The organism is Pseudomonas sp. RG1 (assembly GCF_025910115.1).
In the GTDB taxonomy this organism is placed as follows: Bacteria; Pseudomonadota; Gammaproteobacteria; order Pseudomonadales; family Pseudomonadaceae; genus Aquipseudomonas; species Aquipseudomonas atacamensis.
Genome location: NZ_JAPCIK010000046.1, coordinates 203,309 through 220,514 on the forward strand (window position 1 = coordinate 203,309; position 17,206 = coordinate 220,514).

General features: G+C 60.8%; 15 protein-coding genes. 10 read left to right on the plus strand and 5 right to left on the minus strand.

The genetic code is table 11. The features are described from left to right. From OK411_RS23085 to OK411_RS23095, 3 genes are all read left to right on the plus strand, one after another. Entirely contained in the window at positions 1-483 is a 483-nt protein-coding gene (locus tag OK411_RS23085) for a GNAT family N-acetyltransferase (protein WP_264365747.1), read from the plus strand. A 144-nt stretch (positions 484-627) separates the two neighbouring features. Next, positions 628-954, plus strand: coding sequence for a hypothetical protein (locus OK411_RS23090; protein WP_122699545.1), 327 nt, complete (start codon positions 628-630; stop codon positions 952-954). A gap of 83 nt (positions 955-1,037) precedes the next feature. Next, complete coding sequence (locus tag OK411_RS23095) at positions 1,038-1,787, plus strand: YkgJ family cysteine cluster protein (RefSeq protein ID WP_122880687.1); 750 nt, start codon at positions 1,038-1,040, stop codon at positions 1,785-1,787. Positions 1,788-1,921: 134 nt separating this feature from the next. Here OK411_RS23095 and OK411_RS23100 read toward each other — a convergent pair whose 3' ends face one another. Beyond that, positions 1,922-2,161 carry a hypothetical protein gene (locus tag OK411_RS23100; RefSeq protein WP_016773292.1) on the minus strand — a complete coding sequence of 80 codons (240 nt, stop codon included), beginning with the start codon at positions 2,159-2,161 and terminating at the stop codon, positions 1,922-1,924. Between the two features lie 423 nt (positions 2,162-2,584). Between OK411_RS23100 and OK411_RS23105 the strand changes: the two genes are divergently transcribed. The 7 genes from OK411_RS23105 to OK411_RS23135 all read left to right on the plus strand — a co-directional run bounded on the left by OK411_RS23105 (position 2,585) and on the right by OK411_RS23135 (position 12,624). Next, positions 2,585-3,745, plus strand: a complete 1,161-nt coding sequence (locus OK411_RS23105) for an efflux RND transporter periplasmic adaptor subunit (protein WP_264365748.1) — start codon at positions 2,585-2,587, stop codon at positions 3,743-3,745. Beyond that, positions 3,742-6,843: a multidrug efflux RND transporter permease subunit gene (locus tag OK411_RS23110; RefSeq protein WP_264365749.1), complete on the plus strand. Its 3,102-nt coding sequence runs from the start codon at positions 3,742-3,744 to the stop codon at positions 6,841-6,843. Before OK411_RS23105 ends, OK411_RS23110 begins: the two co-directional genes overlap by 4 nt. Before the next feature lie 9 nt (positions 6,844-6,852). After that, the gene (locus OK411_RS23115) at positions 6,853-7,530 is read left to right on the plus strand and encodes a heavy metal response regulator transcription factor (RefSeq protein WP_016773287.1); all 678 of its coding nucleotides are present in this window, start codon (positions 6,853-6,855) and stop codon (positions 7,528-7,530) included. Continuing rightward, the gene (locus OK411_RS23120; protein WP_264365750.1) at positions 7,520-8,884 is read left to right on the plus strand and encodes a heavy metal sensor histidine kinase; all 1,365 of its coding nucleotides are present in this window, start codon (positions 7,520-7,522) and stop codon (positions 8,882-8,884) included. The genes OK411_RS23115 and OK411_RS23120 overlap by 11 nt, the downstream gene beginning before the upstream one ends. Positions 8,885-9,183: 299 nt before the next feature. Then, complete coding sequence (locus OK411_RS23125; protein WP_016773285.1) at positions 9,184-9,405, plus strand: hypothetical protein; 222 nt, start codon at positions 9,184-9,186, stop codon at positions 9,403-9,405. A gap of 194 nt (positions 9,406-9,599) precedes the next feature. Continuing rightward, positions 9,600-10,916 (plus strand): OprD family porin, encoded by a 1,317-nt coding sequence (locus tag OK411_RS23130; RefSeq protein ID WP_136492738.1) that lies wholly within the window; start codon positions 9,600-9,602, stop codon positions 10,914-10,916. Positions 10,917-11,115: 199 nt separating this feature from the next. Next, entirely contained in the window at positions 11,116-12,624 is a 1,509-nt protein-coding gene (locus tag OK411_RS23135; RefSeq protein ID WP_136492737.1) for a sensor domain-containing diguanylate cyclase, read from the plus strand. A 148-nt stretch (positions 12,625-12,772) separates the two neighbouring features. On the opposite strand, the gene lpxC is transcribed toward OK411_RS23135, so the two are convergent. The 4 genes from lpxC to OK411_RS23155 all read right to left on the minus strand — a co-directional run bounded on the left by lpxC (position 12,773) and on the right by OK411_RS23155 (position 17,203). Continuing rightward, complete coding sequence (gene lpxC, locus OK411_RS23140) at positions 12,773-13,684, minus strand: UDP-3-O-acyl-N-acetylglucosamine deacetylase (protein ID WP_007916984.1); 912 nt, start codon at positions 13,682-13,684, stop codon at positions 12,773-12,775. A gap of 112 nt (positions 13,685-13,796) precedes the next feature. Next, entirely contained in the window at positions 13,797-14,993 is a 1,197-nt protein-coding gene (ftsZ, locus tag OK411_RS23145; RefSeq protein ID WP_016773283.1) for a cell division protein FtsZ, read from the minus strand. A gap of 68 nt (positions 14,994-15,061) precedes the next feature. Further along, complete coding sequence (gene ftsA, locus OK411_RS23150) at positions 15,062-16,321, minus strand: cell division protein FtsA (protein ID WP_016773282.1); 1,260 nt, start codon at positions 16,319-16,321, stop codon at positions 15,062-15,064. A 15-nt stretch (positions 16,322-16,336) separates the two neighbouring features. Then, the gene (locus OK411_RS23155) at positions 16,337-17,203 is read right to left on the minus strand and encodes a cell division protein FtsQ/DivIB (protein ID WP_016773281.1); all 867 of its coding nucleotides are present in this window, start codon (positions 17,201-17,203) and stop codon (positions 16,337-16,339) included. Between the last annotated feature and the right edge of the window lie 3 nt (positions 17,204-17,206).

Below are 17,206 nucleotides of genomic sequence, written 5' to 3' on the forward strand. Positions count from 1 at the left end.
TTGGCCGAGACGTTTTGCTTTCTGCTGCGCCGCGACTTGAGTGAAGCGGTGCCGGATGCGCAGTGGCCAGACGGGATTGAGCTGTCCGTCTACCGCGAGGAACTGGCGCCGGCGGTGCATCAGTTGATGCAGCTCGGACAGCTGGAAGGTGGCGGTCGAGTGCCGTCACTGGACGACTGGCGTCAGCGCTTTGCCAGCGACCCTGAATACGATCCAGCTTTGTGTTTCGTGGCCTGCGATGCCGAGGGCGTGGTGGGCGTAGCGCAGTGCTGGACCAGTGCCTATATCAAGAATCTGGTGGTGCACCCGCGAATGCAGGGCCGGGGGCTTGGGCGGGCGTTGTTGCTGCATGCCTTCAGCGTCTTTCAACAGCGGCGCGAGGGGTTTGTCGATTTGCGGGTTCTGGAGGACAACCTGCGGGCGCGGCGGTTGTATGAGAGTGTCGGGATGGTTGTGGTTCGGCGCGAGCTTGTGCCCGACTGATCTACCGCTTTCGCGAGCAGGCTCGCTCCCACAGATGGATTGCATTTCAAACTGTGGGAGCGAGCCTGCTCGCGAAGGGCAGCACTGGCAACTTCCGCTATCCGACAGACTCCAACCTTGGCCATAACCAAGGATGCCCCAACCATGAAAGCCATCACCCTGGCGCTGCTCAGCCTCACCGCCCTCGCCTCCCAGGCCCACGCCTCCAGCCCCGACGCCTGGGCTGCCTATGACAAGACCGTGCTCGCCAGTTGCACCAAGGCCAGTGGCCTGAAAAACGTCAAACCGGTCGGCACACCTGCGCAATTCGACGACCGCGTCGGTTACACCGCCGTTCTGCTGCAAGGCCAATACCCGCAAAAACACATGAAAGGCCAGCAAGGCAGTGAGCTGTGCCTGTACAACAAACAGTCGAAAACCGCGTTCGTCACCGAGTGGGATTCGATTCGCCCGACCGCCAAACCCCAGTGAATGGCGCACAACTTGCTTCGACCAGGTCCTGTGCGGTGGTTTTCCGCCACCGTTTCACACCCTGATTGAAGACAGATCGCTCAATGAATACGACGTTTTCCTGCGTAGGTTGCGGCAAATGCTGCACCGACCACCATGTCCCGCTGACGCTCGCCGAAGCCCGCATGTGGGCGGCCGATGGCGGTCAGGTGATCGTGCTGGTCGAGGCGTTTCTCGGCAATGGCCTGGGCCTGCCGGCGCAGCAGCGCGAACATGCCGAGCGCCGTTCGGCGGTGGTCCGCAGTGGCACTACTGATGCTCACGTGGCGATCACCTTTGCCGCCTACAACGTCGGCCCCTGCCGGAATCTTGACGACGACAAGCGCTGCCGGATCTACGAGCGGCGCCCGCTGGTGTGCCGGATTTACCCGGCGGAAATCAATCCGCACATCCCGCTCAATCCAGCTGCCAAGGATTGCCCGCCAGAGTCCTGGGAACAGGGGCCGGAGCTGATCGTGGGCGGCGAGTTGGTTGATCGGGAACTGGTTGAGCTGATCCAGCGTTCGCGTCAGGCGGATCGGGATGACATCAGACTCAAGGATGCGATCTGCGCAACGTTGGGGATTCGCACCACGGCGCTCAAGGGCGACGGGTTCACCGCGTACTTGCCGAACATGGATGCGTTTGCAGCGGTGATCGACCAGGTGAGCGCGCAACCGATGGCGGCGCAAACCAGTGAATGGCTGTTTCATTTGTCTGGCGATGATGTGGCCGGACAGGTACTGGCTGCGGGTGGGCAGGTGGTGACGGAACCGGCGCAGACTTATGCGTTTATTTCATTGCGCGCGGCTTGATCTGGTATTTGTGCTGTAGCGGATGTCGCTTTCGCGAGCAGGCTCGCTCCCACAGGTTTGGGTTCTACACAAATCCAATGTGGGAGCGAGCCTGCTCGCGAAGAGGCCAGCACAAGCACCATCACTTTCCGATGTCAGCGCTTGCCCATCGACCGACGCGTCCCCGGCGGCGCCATGCCCGGGGTTTTGGTGTGGCCATTCTTCGCGCCATTCTTGTACCACGGCTGATTCGAGCCTTTCGCCGAAGCCAGCTCGCCCGGCTTGAACGGGAACTTGAACGCCGGGATCTCGGCCTTGGTTTCGCTGGCGTCAGCCACTTCAGCCGGGACGTCGCTCACAGCGTCGTCAACCGGCGGTTGGGTCGGGGAAGTCATAAAAGCTCCGGGAACAAAAAGTCGGCCCGATCAGTGAGCCGCAAAGGCGCGCAGTATACCTGTGCGCTGTGGCTCGGCATCTGAAGATTTGCACGGTGCGCTGAACGGGTTTCCCTTCACCCTAACCCACTCCCGAGGGAGAGGGGACAGACCGAGGTGTTTACTCGAGGTTCGCCGACATGGGATACCGAGTCGAACTCAGGTTCGAAAAGCCCACAAATCGGCTCCCTCTCCTTGGGGAGAGGGCTGGGCGGGCGGCGTTCCGATGAGGGGCGAATCCAACACAAGACCATCGCCGCACATTGCTACTCCCCATCTATCCAAACGAAACTGACAATCCTGACAGCCAGCCGTCACCCTGCCGACCGCCTGACCGGTTTATAACTGGTCAATCTGCCCAAACTCCAGACTTCGGCGCCGCGCATGTCCATTCAGAAAAACAAAATCCTGCTGGCCACTTTCCTGATTCTGCTGGCAGCCGCCGGCCTGTGGTTCGCGCTGAAACCGGCGCCGGCCAAACTGGCTACACAGACTGCCATCCCGGTGCGGGTGGTGACGGTCAACGCCAAAGACGTGCCGCGCTATACCAGCGGCATCGGCTCGGTGCTGTCGCTGCACAGCGTGGTGGTGCGTCCGCAGATCGACGGGATCCTGACGAAAATTCTGGTCAAGGAAGGTCAGCTGGTCAAAGCAGGCGACCTGCTCGCCACCATCGACGACCGCTCGATCCGCGCCAGCCTCGACCAGGCCCGGGCGCAGTTGGGCGAGAGTCGGGCGCAGTTGCAGGTCGCGCTGGTCAATCTCAAGCGCTACAAACTGCTCAGCGTCGACGACGGCGTATCGAAACAGACCTTCGACCAGCAACAGGCCTTGGTCAATCAGCTCAAAGCCACTGCGCAAGGCAATCAGGCCTCGATCGATGCGGCGCAGGTGCAACTGTCCTACACGCAGATTCGCTCCCCGGTCACCGGGCGCGTCGGTATTCGTACCGTCGATGAAGGCAACTTCCTGCGCATGACCGACACCCAAGGCCTGTTCACCGTCACGCAGATCGACCCGATCGCCGTCGAATTCTCCCTGCCGCAGCAGATGCTGCCGACCCTGCAGAGTCTGATCAGCGATCCGCAACGCGCCCCGGTCAAGGCGTACATCGGAGCCGATACTGATGGCGAAACCGGCAATCTGCTCGGCGAAGGTCAGCTGACCCTGATCGACAATCAGATCAACGCCAACACCGGCACCATCCGCGCCAAGGCCGAATTCGCCAATGCCAGCCAGAAGCTCTGGCCGGGTTTGCTGGTGACGGTGAAAATTCAGACGGCTGTGGATAAAGATGCGCTGGTGGTTCCGCCCACCGTCGTACAGCGTGGCCTCGAACAACACTTTGTTTACCGTGTGAAGGACGACAAGGTCGAGGCAGTGCCGGTACAGATGATTTATCAGGGCAGCGGCCAGGACATCATCAAAGGTGTCAACGCTGGTGACGTGCTGGTGACCGACGGCCAGTCGCGACTCAAGCCGGGCTCGAGCGTGCAAGTCATGAGTGAGCCGCCGCAAGTGGTGCAGGCGGAGCCGAAGCCATGAACTCGCACAAGGGCATCTCGACCTGGTGCATCGATCACCCGGTGGCGACGATTTTGCTGACGTTCGCTCTGGTACTGGTCGGCGTAATTGCCTTCCCGCGTTTGCCGATTGCGCCACTGCCGGAAGCGGAATTTCCTACGATCCAGGTCTCGGCACAGTTGCCCGGCGCCAGCCCCGACACCATGGCTTCCTCCGTGGCCACGCCGCTGGAGGTGCAATTCAGCGCCATCCCCGGCATGACCCAGATGACCTCCAGCAGCGCGCTGGGCTCAACTCTGCTGACCCTGCAATTTACCCTCGATAAAAGCATCGACACCGCCGCCCAGGAGGTACAGGCGGCGATCAACACCGCCGCCGGCAAGTTGCCAAAAGACATGCCGACGCTGCCAACGTGGAAGAAGGTCAACCCGGCCGACAGCCCGGTGCTGATCCTCAGCGTCAGCTCGACACAGATGCCCGGCACCGAACTCAGCGACCTGGTGGAAACCCTGCTCTCGCGTCAGATCAGTCAGGTCGACGGCGTCGGCCAGATCAACATCACCGGTCAGCAACGCCCGGCGATTCGCGTACAAGCCTCGGCGGACAAACTCGCGGCCATCGGCCTGACGCTGGCCGACATTCGGCTGGCGATCCAGCAGACCAGCCTTAACCTGGCCAAAGGTGCGCTGTACGGCGAATCGAGCATCTCGACGCTGTCGACCAACGACCAGTTGTTCCACCCCGAGGACTACCGCGAGCTCATCGTTTCCTACAAGGATGGCGCCCCGGTTCACCTGCGCGATGTCGCCAAAGTCGTCAACGGTGCGGAAGATGCCTACGTGCAGGCCTGGGCCGGAGATCGCCCCGGTGTGAATCTGGTGATTTTCCGCCAGCCCGGCGCCAACATCGTTGAAACCGTCGACCGCATTCAAGCCGCCCTGCCCGGCCTCGAAGCGATGCTGCCGGCCTCGGTGCAGGTGAAAACTCTGATCGATCGCACGCAAACCATTCGCGCCTCGCTGCATGAAGTCGAGATCACTTTGCTGATCGCGATCCTGCTGGTGGTCGCGGTGATGGCGCTGTTCCTGCGCCAGTTGTCGGCGACGCTGATTGTTTCGGCGGTGCTCGGCGTCTCGCTGATCGCCAGTTTCGCCCTGATGTACATCCTTGGCTTCAGCCTGAACAACCTGACGCTGGTGGCGATCGTCGTCGCGGTCGGCTTCGTCGTGGACGATGCGATCGTGGTGGTGGAAAACATCCATCGCCATCTCGAGGCCGGCGATGACATGCGCGAGGCGGCGATCAAGGGGGCCGGCGAGATTGGCTTCACCGTCGTTTCGATCAGTTTCTCACTGGTGGCGGCGTTCATTCCGCTGCTGTTCATGGGCGGTGTGGTCGGGCGCCTTTTCAAGGAATTCGCCCTGACCGCGACTTCGACGATCATGATTTCCGTGGTGGTGTCGCTGACCCTGGCGCCAACCCTTGCCGCGCTGTTTATGCGTAAGCCGGTACATCACGCCAACGCCAAACCCGGTTTCAGCGAACGCCTGCTCGGCTGGTACGAAAAGGGCCTGCGCCGCGCCCTCGATCATCAGAAATTGATGATCGGCGTGTTCGGTCTCTCGCTGGCGTTGGCGGTCGCCGGGTACATTTTCATTCCCAAGGGGTTCTTCCCGGTGCAGGACACCGGTTTTGTCCTCGGCACCACCGAAGCCGCTGCGGATATCTCCTACGGCGATATGGTGAAAAAACACTTGGCGATGGCCGAAATCGTCGCGGCCGATCCGGCGGTGCAGGCCTTCTCGCACTCCGTCGGGGTTTCCGGCAGCAACCAGACCATCGCCAACGGGCGCTTCTGGATCGCCCTGAAAAAACGTGGCGATCGCGATGTCAGCGCCAGCCAGTTCATCGATCGCATCCGCCCGCAACTGATGAAAGTGCCCGGCATCGTCCTTTATTTGCGCGCCGGGCAGGACATCAACCTCAGCTCCGGCCCCAGCCGTGCGCAGTACCAATACGTACTCAAGAGCAACGACGGCGCGACCCTCGCCACCTGGACCCAGCGCCTGACCGAGAAACTGCGCAGCAACCCGGCGTTTCGCGACATTTCCAACGATCTGCAGTTGGGCGGCAGCATCACCCACATCAGCATCGATCGCAGCGCCGCCGCGCGTTTCGGCCTGACCGCCAGCGATGTCGACGAGGCGCTGTACGATGCATTCGGCCAACGGCAGATCAATGAATTCCAGACCCAGGTCAACCAATACAACGTGATTCTCGAGCTGGACACCAAACAGCGCGGCAGGGCCGAAAGCCTCAACTATTTCTACCTGCGCTCGCCACTGAGCGGCGAGATGGTGCCGCTGTCGGCGCTGGCAAGGTTTGACGCGCCAACCATCGGCCCGCTGTCGATTGCCCATGACGGCATGTTCCCCGCCGCCAACATGTCATTCAACCTCGCCCCTGGCGTGGCATTGGGCGATGCGGTGATTCAGCTCAACCAGGCCAAGGCCGAGATCGGCATGCCCACCGCGATCAGCGGCAATTTCCAGGGAGCGGCGCAGGCGTTCCAGAGTTCGCTGGCCAGCCAGCCGTGGCTGATTCTGGCGGCGCTGGTGGCGGTGTACATCATCCTCGGCGTGCTTTATGAAAGCTTCGTGCATCCGCTGACGATCATTTCGACCCTGCCGGCAGCAGGCCTCGGTGCGGTGATCATGCTGTGGATCTGCGGCCAGGACTTTTCGATCATGGCGTTGATCGGCCTGGTGCTGCTGATCGGCATCGTCAAAAAGAACGGCATCCTGATGATCGACTTCGCGCTCGAGGCGCAGCGCCAGCGCGGTCTGCCGCCGCAGGAGGCGATTTTCGAAGCGTGCATCACCCGGTTCCGGCCGATCATCATGACCACCCTCGCCGCCCTGCTCGGTGCGTTGCCGCTGATGCTCGGTTACGGCACCGGCGCCGAATTGCGCCAGCCGTTGGGCATTGCCGTGGTCGGTGGTTTGCTGGTCAGCCAGATGCTGACGCTGTTTACCACTCCGGTCATATACTTGTGGCTTGAGCGGCTGTTCCACCGGCCCGAACCTACGCCTGTAGCGGCGTTGGCGACCACAGACTGAGGCAGGGTCATGCGCGTTCTGATTATCGAAGACGAAGAAAAAACCGCGGACTATCTGCACCGTGGCCTGACCGAACAAGGCTACACCGTCGACCTTGCCCGCGACGGTGTCGAAGGCCTGCATCTGGCGCTGGAATGCGACTACGCCGTGATCGTCCTCGACGTCATGCTGCCGGGGCTCGATGGCTTTGGTGTACTGCGCGCATTGCGTGCGCGCAAGCAGACCCCGGTGATCATGCTCACCGCCCGCGAGCGCGTCGAAGATCGGATAAAGGGCCTGCGCGACGGCGCCGACGATTACCTCGGCAAACCGTTTTCCTTTCTCGAACTGGTCGCCCGCCTGCAAGCGCTGACCCGCCGCAGCGGCGGCCACGAACCGGTACAAGTGACCATCGCCGACCTGTGGATCGACCTGATCAGCCGCAAGGCCACCCGCGCCGGAACGCGCCTGGATCTGACCGCGAAAGAGTTTTCCCTGCTCAGCGTGCTCGCCCGTCGCCAGGGCGAAATCCTTTCGAAGACCGCAATCGCGGAAATGGTCTGGGACATCAATTTCGACAGTGACGCCAACGTCGTCGAAGTCGCGATCAAACGCCTGCGCGCCAAGCTCGACGGGCCGTTCAACGAAAAACTGCTGCACACCATTCGCGGTATGGGTTATGTGCTGGAGAGCCGTGGTGTCCAGTAACTCGATTGCCTTGCGCCTGAGCGGCATGTTCACGCTGGTGGCGCTGGTGGTGTTTCTGTTGATTGGCGGCGCGCTGTATCAGCAGGTCGACAAAGGTCTGGGTTTGTTGCCCGAAGCCGAGCTGGATGCGCGGTACAGCGTGCTCGAATCCACCGTTGGCCGTTACGGCACGCCGGAGCATTGGGTGAAGATCAACAACAAGCTCAAGCTGCTCGGCGAAGAAGACAAGCGCATCAGCTTCTGGATCAGCAGCGGTGATCCGCGCTACGAGTACGGCAACCTTACGCCGCAGATTCGTGCCGCGATCAATGGCCCGTTGGGCATGCACGATCTGCAACTGCCCGATCAACCCTACCCACTGAAAGTGCTGGTCAGTCAGTTCCCCGCCAAGGATCAGCGCCCGCCGTTGCGTTTCATGATCGGCATCGACACCGAGACGCTGCATCAGACCCAGCATCACTTGCTCATCGCCCTGATCAGTCTGGCGATTGTCGGGGTGCTGCTGGCCTCTGCATTGGGCTATTGGGTCGCAAGAATCGGTCTGAAGCCGCTGATCAAACTGTCGCAGGAAGCCCAGCGTCTGGCCCCACCACTGCGCGCCGGACGCTTGCGCCTGTCGCCGCTGCCGCCGGAACTGGAACAGTTTGTCGAGTCGTTCAACTCGACCCTGGAACGGGTCGAACTGGCCTATTCACGGCTGGAATCGTTCAACGCCGACGTCGCCCATGAACTGCGCTCGCCGCTGACCAACCTGATCGGCCAGACCCAGGTCGCACTGACTCGCGGGCGCTCCGCCGAACACTATTTCGAAGTGCTGCAATCGAACCTCGAAGAGCTGGAGCGGCTGCGTTCGATCATCAACGACATGCTGTTTCTGGCCAGCGCCGATCAGGGCAACAAGGCGACCAAACTGACCTCGACGTCACTGGCTGATGAGGTGGCGACGACACTGGACTATCTGGATTTCATTCTTGAAGACGCGCAGGTTGAAGTGCAGGTCAGCGGCGATGCGCAAGTGCAGATCGAGGTCGCGCATCTGCGCCGGGCATTGATCAATTTACTCAGCAACGCGGTGCAGCATACCGAACCGGGCCAGGTGATCGAGGTGCACATCGAGGTTGAAGAACATCAGGTAAGCATTGGCGTAGCCAATCCCGGGACGTCGATTGCCAGCGAGCATCTGCCGAGGTTGTTCGAACGGTTTTATCGGGTTGATGCCTCGCGTAGCAACAGCGGCAACAACCACGGCCTGGGGCTGGCCATCGTCAAGGCGATTGCGCTGATGCATGGCGGGGATGTGTTTGTGCGCAGTGACCGGGGCATGAACACCTTCGGCATTCACCTTCCGGTCTGAATGCTCAGCCAAGCCCTGTGGCGAGGGGATTTATCCCCGCTCGACTGCGCAGCAGTCGCAAATCCTGTGCACAAGGTCCAAGAATCTTTGAGGCTGGAATTCTTGGGGCCGCTTCGCAGCCCAACGGGGATAAATCCCCTCGCCACAGGCCACCATCACGCACAGACCGGGTTGTTACCCGTGCCGATCTTTGCTTTTGCTGTAACAGTCATTTATGAAAATCACGCTGTTTCCCAACCCCCGGCAACCTTATCTTTGCCCGCACCAAACAGCACTCGCCAAGCGAGAAGGTTTTCAAGATGTCCAACAGTATGGGAATTGCCAGCGCATTCGTTTTGTCCTCATTGATCCTGTCGCCGATGGCGATGGCTGAAGAATCGCAAGCGTTCGTGGCGCACAACGTCGCTCGCGCGCAGGCATTCGATCAGCATCAGGCCGAAGTGATGGCCAAGGCTCAAGACGCGACGCAATCCCCGCAGGCCGCTACTTCCCAGGCTCAAGCGCTCGAGAAAGACAGCTGAGTCTCACCGCGAAAGGTTTCCCTCGACGCGGTTGTTTGGCTCTTCCCGTTCAACCGTCGTCACTCCAGGCCGCTGCCATTCAGCGGCCTTTTTTCGTTGTGGTCTGAAAGCCGTCTGGTGCGTCTGTAACAACAAGAAACATCAAGCCGCTCAAGAAACAGAGCGGCCCGCTGACCCAAGGAGCTCCATCGCACGTGTTTTACCCTGCCCGCCTCACCCCTCTGTTCATTGCGATTGCCGCAACGATTGCCCCCGCTGTCCACGCCGATGAGTCTGCCCAACAGGGCTTCGTCGCAGGCTCGAGCCTCAACCTTAACGCCCGCAACTACTACATGAATCGCAACCGCTTGCAGAAGGCGGACGACAATATCGAGTGGGGTCAGGGTTTTCTCGGCGTGTTCCAGTCCGGCTACACCGAAGGCACGGTCGGCTTCGGCGTCGATGCCCACGCCATGCTCGGCTTGAAACTCGATGGCGGAGGCGGAACCGACGGTTCGAGCATCCTGCCGATCAGCGATGGCAACGGCAAAGCGCCGGGCTCGTTCTCCACCGCAGGCGGGACGTTGAAGATGCGCGCCTTCGATACCGAGTTGAAGGCCGGTGATCTGTTCCTCACCAACCCGGTCATCGCCGGCGGCGACACGCGGATGCTGCCGCAGACCTTTCGTGGCATCAGCCTGAGCAACCACAGCTTCGACGGCTGGCTGATCGAAGGTGGCCAGGCCAGTTTCACCAAACCCTATAACCAGAGTGGTCATACCCGCATCGGGACGTCATACGGCACCCTCGCCGACGGCGACAAAAGCCAGCACCTGAACTGGGCCGGTGTGGCCTGGAGCGGCGTTGAGGGCCTGACCAGCAGCCTTTACGCGTCCGAGCTCAAGGACATCTGGAACCAGTACTACTACGACCTCGACTACACCTGGCAACTGAACGATCTGGTCAGCCTCAACCCGGGCGTGCACTTCTATCACACGCAAGACACCGGCGATGCGCTGCTCGGCGATATCGACAACAACACCTGGAGCACGCATCTCACCGTCGGCATCGGCAACCACAGCGTCACTGCCGCGTATCAGCGGGTCAACGGCAACACGCCGTTCGACTACATCAGCCAGGGCGACAGCGTTTATCTGGACAACTCGCAGCAGTATTCGGACTTCAACGGCCCGAACGAACGCTCTTGGAAGCTCAAGTACGCCTATGACTTCACCGGTGTCGGCATGCCCGGCCTGACTTCGGCGCTGTCCTACTCGCGCGGCACGGTGGACCTGACCGAAGCCGACCCGGACAGCACAGGCTATTCCAGCTGGTACAGCGCCGACGGCCATAACGCCAAGCATTGGGAACGCGACATCGATTTGCAGTACGTCGTACAAAGCGGCCAGGCCAAGGATCTCGTGGTGCGCCTGCAATGGGCGACCAACCGGGGCGGCAACGGCTACGGCGCGATTGATTCGGATACAGATGAATACCGCGTGATCATCGACTACCCGGTCAACGTCTTCTAAGATCGGCGCTGCGTTTTACAGATCCTGTGATCTACCCTGTGGGAGCGAGCCTGCTCCGGGCGGCGTTCCGACGAAAGCTGATTGTCAGTCAACATCTGTGTTGAATGACACACCGCTTTCGCGAGCAGGCTCGCTCCCACAGGTTCGTCCGGCGTCAGCCCTACTAAGCTTACGAAACCACTCCTACCGACAGCCCATCATGATCGCCAGCCGCACGCCTTCCATCACAGGCCTTACCGGTCGCCCCGAGCGCCTGCTGATCCTCGGCAGCCTGCTGACCGTGATTGCGATGGTGTGCATCGTCACCTTCCTGCTGATCCGCGAGTACGCCAGTGCGCAGGAAGTCGCCACGCGCCGCGCCACGACCATCGCGCAATTGATCGATGCCGATGTGCTGCGCACCGTCGAGCTGTACGACCTGACGCTGCAAGGGCTGATCGCCGCCGCTCAGCGTGACGACCTGCAGAACGTCTCGCCGCAGATCCGTCATCTGGCGCTGTTCGATCGCTCTGCCACCGCGCGCTTCAAGGGCGACATCCTGCTGCTCGACAAGCATGGCGAGGTGATCGCCGACTCCTCGCGCATCGAAGCGAAACCGGGCAATTTCGCCGACCGCGATTATTTTCTCGCTCACGCATTCAACCGCGATATCGGCATGTTCATCAGCCGCCCGTTCAAGACCCGCTGCGATTGCGAAGAGGCCGATCAGTGGCGCATCAGCTTCAGCCGGCGCATCTCCTCGCAGACCGGTGAATTCCTCGGCGTGGCGGTGGCGTCGCTGAAACTCGACTATTTCGACGACCTGTTCAAAAGCCTCGACATCGGCACCGACAGCACGTTGAACATCATCAACAGCGATGGCGTGCTGCTCGCGCAGAAGCCGTATCTGCAGAGCGATTCGGTCGGCAAGAGTTTCGGCAACCGCCCCAATGTCGTGCGGATTCTCAACGATCGCGATGGCAGCGGCAGTTTCACCAGCACCTCGAGCATGGATGACCAGCGGCGGCTCTATACCTACTCGCGGGTCGGCAATCTGCCGTTGACCGTGATGGTCGCGCTGTCCAGCGAGGAAGTGTTCGGCACCTGGCGGCGCACGGCGATCCTGATCAGCGGCGCCACCGGCGTGTTGTGCCTGGGGCTGTTGTGGCTGACCTGGCTGCTCGCCCGGGAACTGCGTTTGCGCCATCGCGCCGAACGCGAACTGGCGCAACTGGCTGCCACCGATGACCTGACCGGCGTGGCCAACCGGCGCATGCTCGATCAGACCCTGCGCCACGAGTGGTTCCGCGCCCAGCGCTCGGGCCAGCCGCTGTCGGTGATGATGATCGATGCCGACCACTTCAAGGCCTTCAATGATCGCCATGGCCATCAGGCTGGGGATCAGGTGTTGCGTGAACTGGCCAAGGTGATCACGGCGAACGTGCGACGCCCGGCGGATTTGGTCGCGCGGTATGGCGGTGAAGAGTTTTCGGTGATTCTCGCCGAGACCGACAGCGCCGGGGCGCAGCAGATCGCCGAGCAGATTCGCCAGGCTGTGGAAAACTTGCCCTGGGTTGAAGGCGCTGAGCGGGCGATGACCGTGAGTATCGGCATTGCTACGTGGACATCGGCGAGCGAGATGACCCTGGAGCAGCTGCTGTTTGCGGCGGACAAAGCGCTGTATCAGGCCAAGGAAGGCGGGCGTAATCGCGTTGTAGTGCCAGTTTAAAGTCAAAAGATCGCAGCCTTCGGCAGCTCCTACATCTGGAATGCGTTCCCCTGTAGGAGCTGCCGAAGGCTGCGATCTTTTGCTTTTGAAAGGGCATAAAAAAAGGCCATCCGAGGATGGCCTTCAAAAAACTAGAGAGGTTTTTTACTTACACCGCCGCAACCGGGCGCATGTAAGAGATTGGTGCGGTGCTGGCGTCTTCGAACGTCACCACTTCCCAAGCGTCTGTCTGCTCAATCAATTTGCGCAGCAGCTGATTGTTCAGTGCATGACCGGACTTGAAGCCTTTGAACTCACCAATCAGGCTGTTGCCCAGCAGGTACAGGTCGCCAATCGCGTCGAGGATCTTGTGTTTGACGAATTCGTCTTCATAACGAAGACCGTCTTCGTTCAACACGCCATCAGCGTCGACCACGATCGCGTTTTCCACGCTGCCGCCGAGTGCGAGGTTGTGCTTGCGCAGGTACTCGATGTCACTCATGAAACCAAAGGTACGAGCGCGGCTGACTTCTTTTACGAACGAAGTGCTGGAAAAATCCACGCTTGCACTCTGGGTGCGGTCCCGGAATACCGGGTGATCGAAATCGATCTCGAAGCTCACCTTGAAGCCTTCGAAAGGGACGAAAGTGGCGCGCTTGTCGCCGTCTTCCACTGTCACTTCACGCAGGATGCGGATGAATTTCTTGGCGGCGTCCTGTTCTTCCAGGCCTGCCGATTGAATCAGGAATACGAAGGGTCCAGCGCTGCCATCCATGATCGGGACTTCGGACGCGGAGAGCTCGACGTAGGCGTTATCGATGCCCAGGCCAGCCATGGCCGAGAGCAAGTGCTCTACCGTGTCCACTTTGACGTCGCCATTGATCAGCGTCGTCGACATAGTGGTTTCACCGACGTTTTCCGCGCGGGCAGGAATCTGCACCACAGGGTCGAGGTCAGCGCGACAAAACACAATGCCAGTGTCGACAGGCGCAGGCTTGAGGGTCAGATAGACCTTCTCACCGGAGTGCAGGCCTACACCTGTGGCACGGATAATATTTTTCAGTGTGCGTTGTTTAATCATGGCTTGGGCCGCTTCAGCGCAAATTGCGAACTGGTATCAACAAAGGCTGGCGATGATAGCAGACCATGCCTTTGCTGAACACCAATCACCTTCATAGCCCTGATACATTCCATCAATCGGCCTGACGACGCAGGAATGCCGGAATGTCCAGGTAATCCAGGTCATCCTGCGGATTCATCTTCGCGGCAGCCGCAGCACCGGCCTGAGCCTGGTTGCGCATGACGGTCGGACGGTCCAGATCACGGTAGTTCACCGCTGGCTGCTCCTGACGGGCCGGAGCCGGTTGTTGCACCTGCGCCGAAGCCATCGAGGTGTGCACGGTGTTGTCGATAACCTTCACAGGCTTCTCGATTTTCGCGCCCAGACCGGTGGCAACCACGGTTACGTGCAGCTCGTCGCGCATGTCCGGATCGATAACGGTACCGACCTTGACCATCGCGTGCTCGGAAGCGAAGGCTTCGATGATCGAACCAACGTCGGAGTACTCACCCAGGGACAGGTCAGGACCGGCGGTGATGTTCACCAGAATGCCGCGCGCGCCTTGCAGGTTGACGTCTTCCAGCAACGGGTTGCGGATTGCCGCTTCGGTAGCTTCACGTGCACGGTTCGGACCGCTGGCGCAGCCAGTGCCCATCATCGCCATGCCCATTTCGCTCATCACGGTGCGCACGTCGGCGAAGTCGACGTTGATCATGCCCGGACGCTTGATGATGTCGGAGATACCGCGAACGGCACCGGCCAATACATCGTCAGCCTTGGCGAAAGCCGACAAGAGGCTTGCGTCTTTGCCGAGGATGGTCAGCAGTTTTTCGTTCGGAATGGTGATCAGCGAGTCGACGCTTTCCGAAAGCATGCGGATGCCTTCGTCGGCGATCTGCATACGCTTGCGGCCTTCGAACGGGAACGGACGGGTCACGACCGCAACGGTCAGAATGCCCATTTCCTTGGCCACTTCAGCGATGATCGGCGCTGCACCGGTACCGGTACCGCCGCCCATGCCGGTGGTGATGAACACCATGTTGGTGCCGGCCAGCACTTCAGCGATGCGCTCACGGTCTTCCAGAGCGGCTTGACGGCCGACTTCAGGGTTGGCGCCGGCACCCAGGCCCTTGGTCACGCCGGTGCCCAGTTGCAGAATGGTCCGCGCGCCGATGTTTTTCAGCGCTTGAGCATCGGTGTTGGCGCAGATGAACTCAACGCCTTCGATGTTGCTCTTGACCATGTGATTGACAGCGTTGCCGCCGCCACCGCCGACACCGATAACTTTGATTACCGGGCTTGCGGGGATGTTGTCTACGAGTTCGAACATTTTCCCTCTCCTTACATTCTCTAGTTTTTTCGCCTACTGCTGTTTGTAGCGGTGTTGCGGTAAAGCTTTTAAAAATTGCCCTGAACCCACTTTTTCAGTCGGTCCAGCAGCGGCGCCTGAGGCTCTTCGCTGCTGTAGCTGTCGCGGCTGCCGATGCCGGAGAACGAAACTCCGTCGGACTGCTTTTGCAGGCCATACATCAACAAGCCGACGCCAGTGGAATAAATCGGGTTGCGCACCACGTCATCCAGACCTTTCACGCCATGCGGCACACCGAGGCGCACCGGCATGTGGAAGATTTCTTCGGCCAGTTCAGTGGCGCCTTCCATTTTCGACGTACCGCCGGTGAGCACGATGCCCGCCGGAATCAGGTCTTCGTAGCCGCTGCGACGCAGCTCGGCCTGGATCAGGGTGAACAGTTCGTCGTAACGCGGCTCGACCACTTCGGCCAGGGCCTGACGCGACAGCTCACGCGGTGGACGGTCGCCAACGCTCGGCACCTTGATGGTTTCACCGGCACCGGCCAGTTTGGCCAGGGCGCAGGCGTAACGGATCTTGATCTCTTCGGCGTACTGGGTCGGAGTGCGCAACGCCATGGCGATGTCGTTGGTCACTTGATCACCGGCAATCGGGATCACCGCGGTGTGACGGATCGCGCCTTCGGTGAAGATCGCGATGTCGGTGGTGCCGCCGCCGATGTCGACCAGGCACACGCCCAGTTCTTTCTCGTCGTCGGTCAGCACCGAGTAGGCCGAGGCCAGTTGCTCGAGAATGATGTCGTCGATTTCCAGACCGCAGCGACGCACGCATTTTTCAATGTTCTGAGCAGCGTTGACGGCGCAGGTGACCACGTGAACCTTGGCTTCCAGACGCACGCCGGACATGCCCAGCGGCTCACGCACGCCTTCCTGGTTATCGATCACGTAATCCTGCGGCAGGGTGTGCAGCACGCGCTGGTCAGCCGGGATCGCCACGGCCTGGGCGGCGTCGAGTACACGCTCAAGGTCCGCCGAGCTGACTTCGCGATCACGGATCGCAACGATGCCGTGGGAATTCAGGCTGCGGATATGATTGCCGGCCACGCCGACGAACGCCGAGTGAATGCGGCAGCCGGCCATCAGTTGGGCTTCTTCGATCGCGCGCTGGATCGACTGCACGGTGGATTCGATGTTGACCACCACGCCCTTCTTCAGACCGCGGGACGGATGCGTGCCGATCCCGACGATTTCCAGCTGGCCGTCGTCCGCGACCTCGCCTACCAGCGCCACCACTTTGGAGGTGCCGATATCCAGACCGACGATCATTTTGCCGCTTTGCACGTTTGCCATGGGTCCTGCCTCTTCTTAATTCTTTGCGACAGCGGGTTGGGCTGTCGTCGGCGCTACGGGTTCCCGCCAGCCAACAGCGAGGCCGTTGGCGTAGCGCAGATCGATGCGCGCAATGTTCGTAATCTGCTCTTTCAGCGTCTTGTCATAGATGGCGATGAAGCGGCGCATCTTTTCCACCAGGTTGCCGCGTCCCAGCAGCAACTCGATGCCGGGGCCGGAACTGCCGGCACCGGTGGTCAGGAACCAGCTGCCGCGTTCACGCAATTCCAGGCGTGCAATCGAAAAACCCAGCGGCCGCAGCAGTTGGCTCAGCACCTGATACTGCTGCATCACCTGCTGCTGAGCCCGTTGTGGGCCGAACAGCTGCGGCAGGTGTTCGTAGTTCGCCAGCTCTCTGGGGGTAAATGCCTGACCCTGATTGTTCAGCAGCGACTCGTCGCCCCATCGGGCCACCGGCAATTGCTCTTCGAGGCGGATCACCACCTGGTCCGGCCACACCCGGCGCACTTCGGCGTGGGCGATCCAGGGCATCTGTTCCAGCTCTTTGCGCATGCCGGCGAGGTCGATGGTGAAGAAGCTCGACGCCACGAACGGCGCGATTCGCTGCTGCACCGCCTGCTGGCTGATGTAACTCAGGTCGCCCTGCACCGCGACCTTGCTGATCGGCCGGTCGGCGTACGGCAGCAGACGCTGCGCGCCTTCGTAGGTGCCAAAGCCCAGCGCCACCAGCAGCACTGGCCAGAACAGGCTTTTCAGAAAGCTGAAATTGGCTTTCGGCAGGCGCGCGGACATCGGCTCTTTCGCCACCATTCGGCTGGCACCCCGCGGCACCGGCTTGCGGCCGGGTGCGGGTGGCTGATGTCTGAGATGAGCGCCTTGCATGGT

Bases quoted from the DNA above. Each gene is read 5' to 3' on its own strand.
- OK411_RS23135 (WP_136492737.1), top strand. From the start codon at position 11,116: ATGATCGCCAGCCGCACGCCTTCCATCACAGGCCTTACCGGTCGCCCC.
- lpxC (WP_007916984.1), bottom strand. From the start codon at position 13,684: ATGATTAAACAACGCACACTGAAAAATATTATCCGTGCCACAGGTGTA.
- OK411_RS23110 (WP_264365749.1), top strand. From the start codon at position 3,742: ATGAACTCGCACAAGGGCATCTCGACCTGGTGCATCGATCACCCGGTG.
- OK411_RS23100 (WP_016773292.1), bottom strand. From the start codon at position 2,161: ATGACTTCCCCGACCCAACCGCCGGTTGACGACGCTGTGAGCGACGTC.
- OK411_RS23090 (WP_122699545.1), top strand. From the start codon at position 628: ATGAAAGCCATCACCCTGGCGCTGCTCAGCCTCACCGCCCTCGCCTCC.
- ftsA (WP_016773282.1), bottom strand. From the start codon at position 16,321: ATGGCAAACGTGCAAAGCGGCAAAATGATCGTCGGTCTGGATATCGGC.
- OK411_RS23105 (WP_264365748.1), top strand. From the start codon at position 2,585: ATGTCCATTCAGAAAAACAAAATCCTGCTGGCCACTTTCCTGATTCTG.
- ftsZ (WP_016773283.1), bottom strand. From the start codon at position 14,993: ATGTTCGAACTCGTAGACAACATCCCCGCAAGCCCGGTAATCAAAGTT.
- OK411_RS23125 (WP_016773285.1), top strand. From the start codon at position 9,184: ATGTCCAACAGTATGGGAATTGCCAGCGCATTCGTTTTGTCCTCATTG.
- OK411_RS23095 (WP_122880687.1), top strand. From the start codon at position 1,038: ATGAATACGACGTTTTCCTGCGTAGGTTGCGGCAAATGCTGCACCGAC.
- OK411_RS23155 (WP_016773281.1), bottom strand. From the start codon at position 17,203: ATGCAAGGCGCTCATCTCAGACATCAGCCACCCGCACCCGGCCGCAAG.
- OK411_RS23115 (WP_016773287.1), top strand. From the start codon at position 6,853: ATGCGCGTTCTGATTATCGAAGACGAAGAAAAAACCGCGGACTATCTG.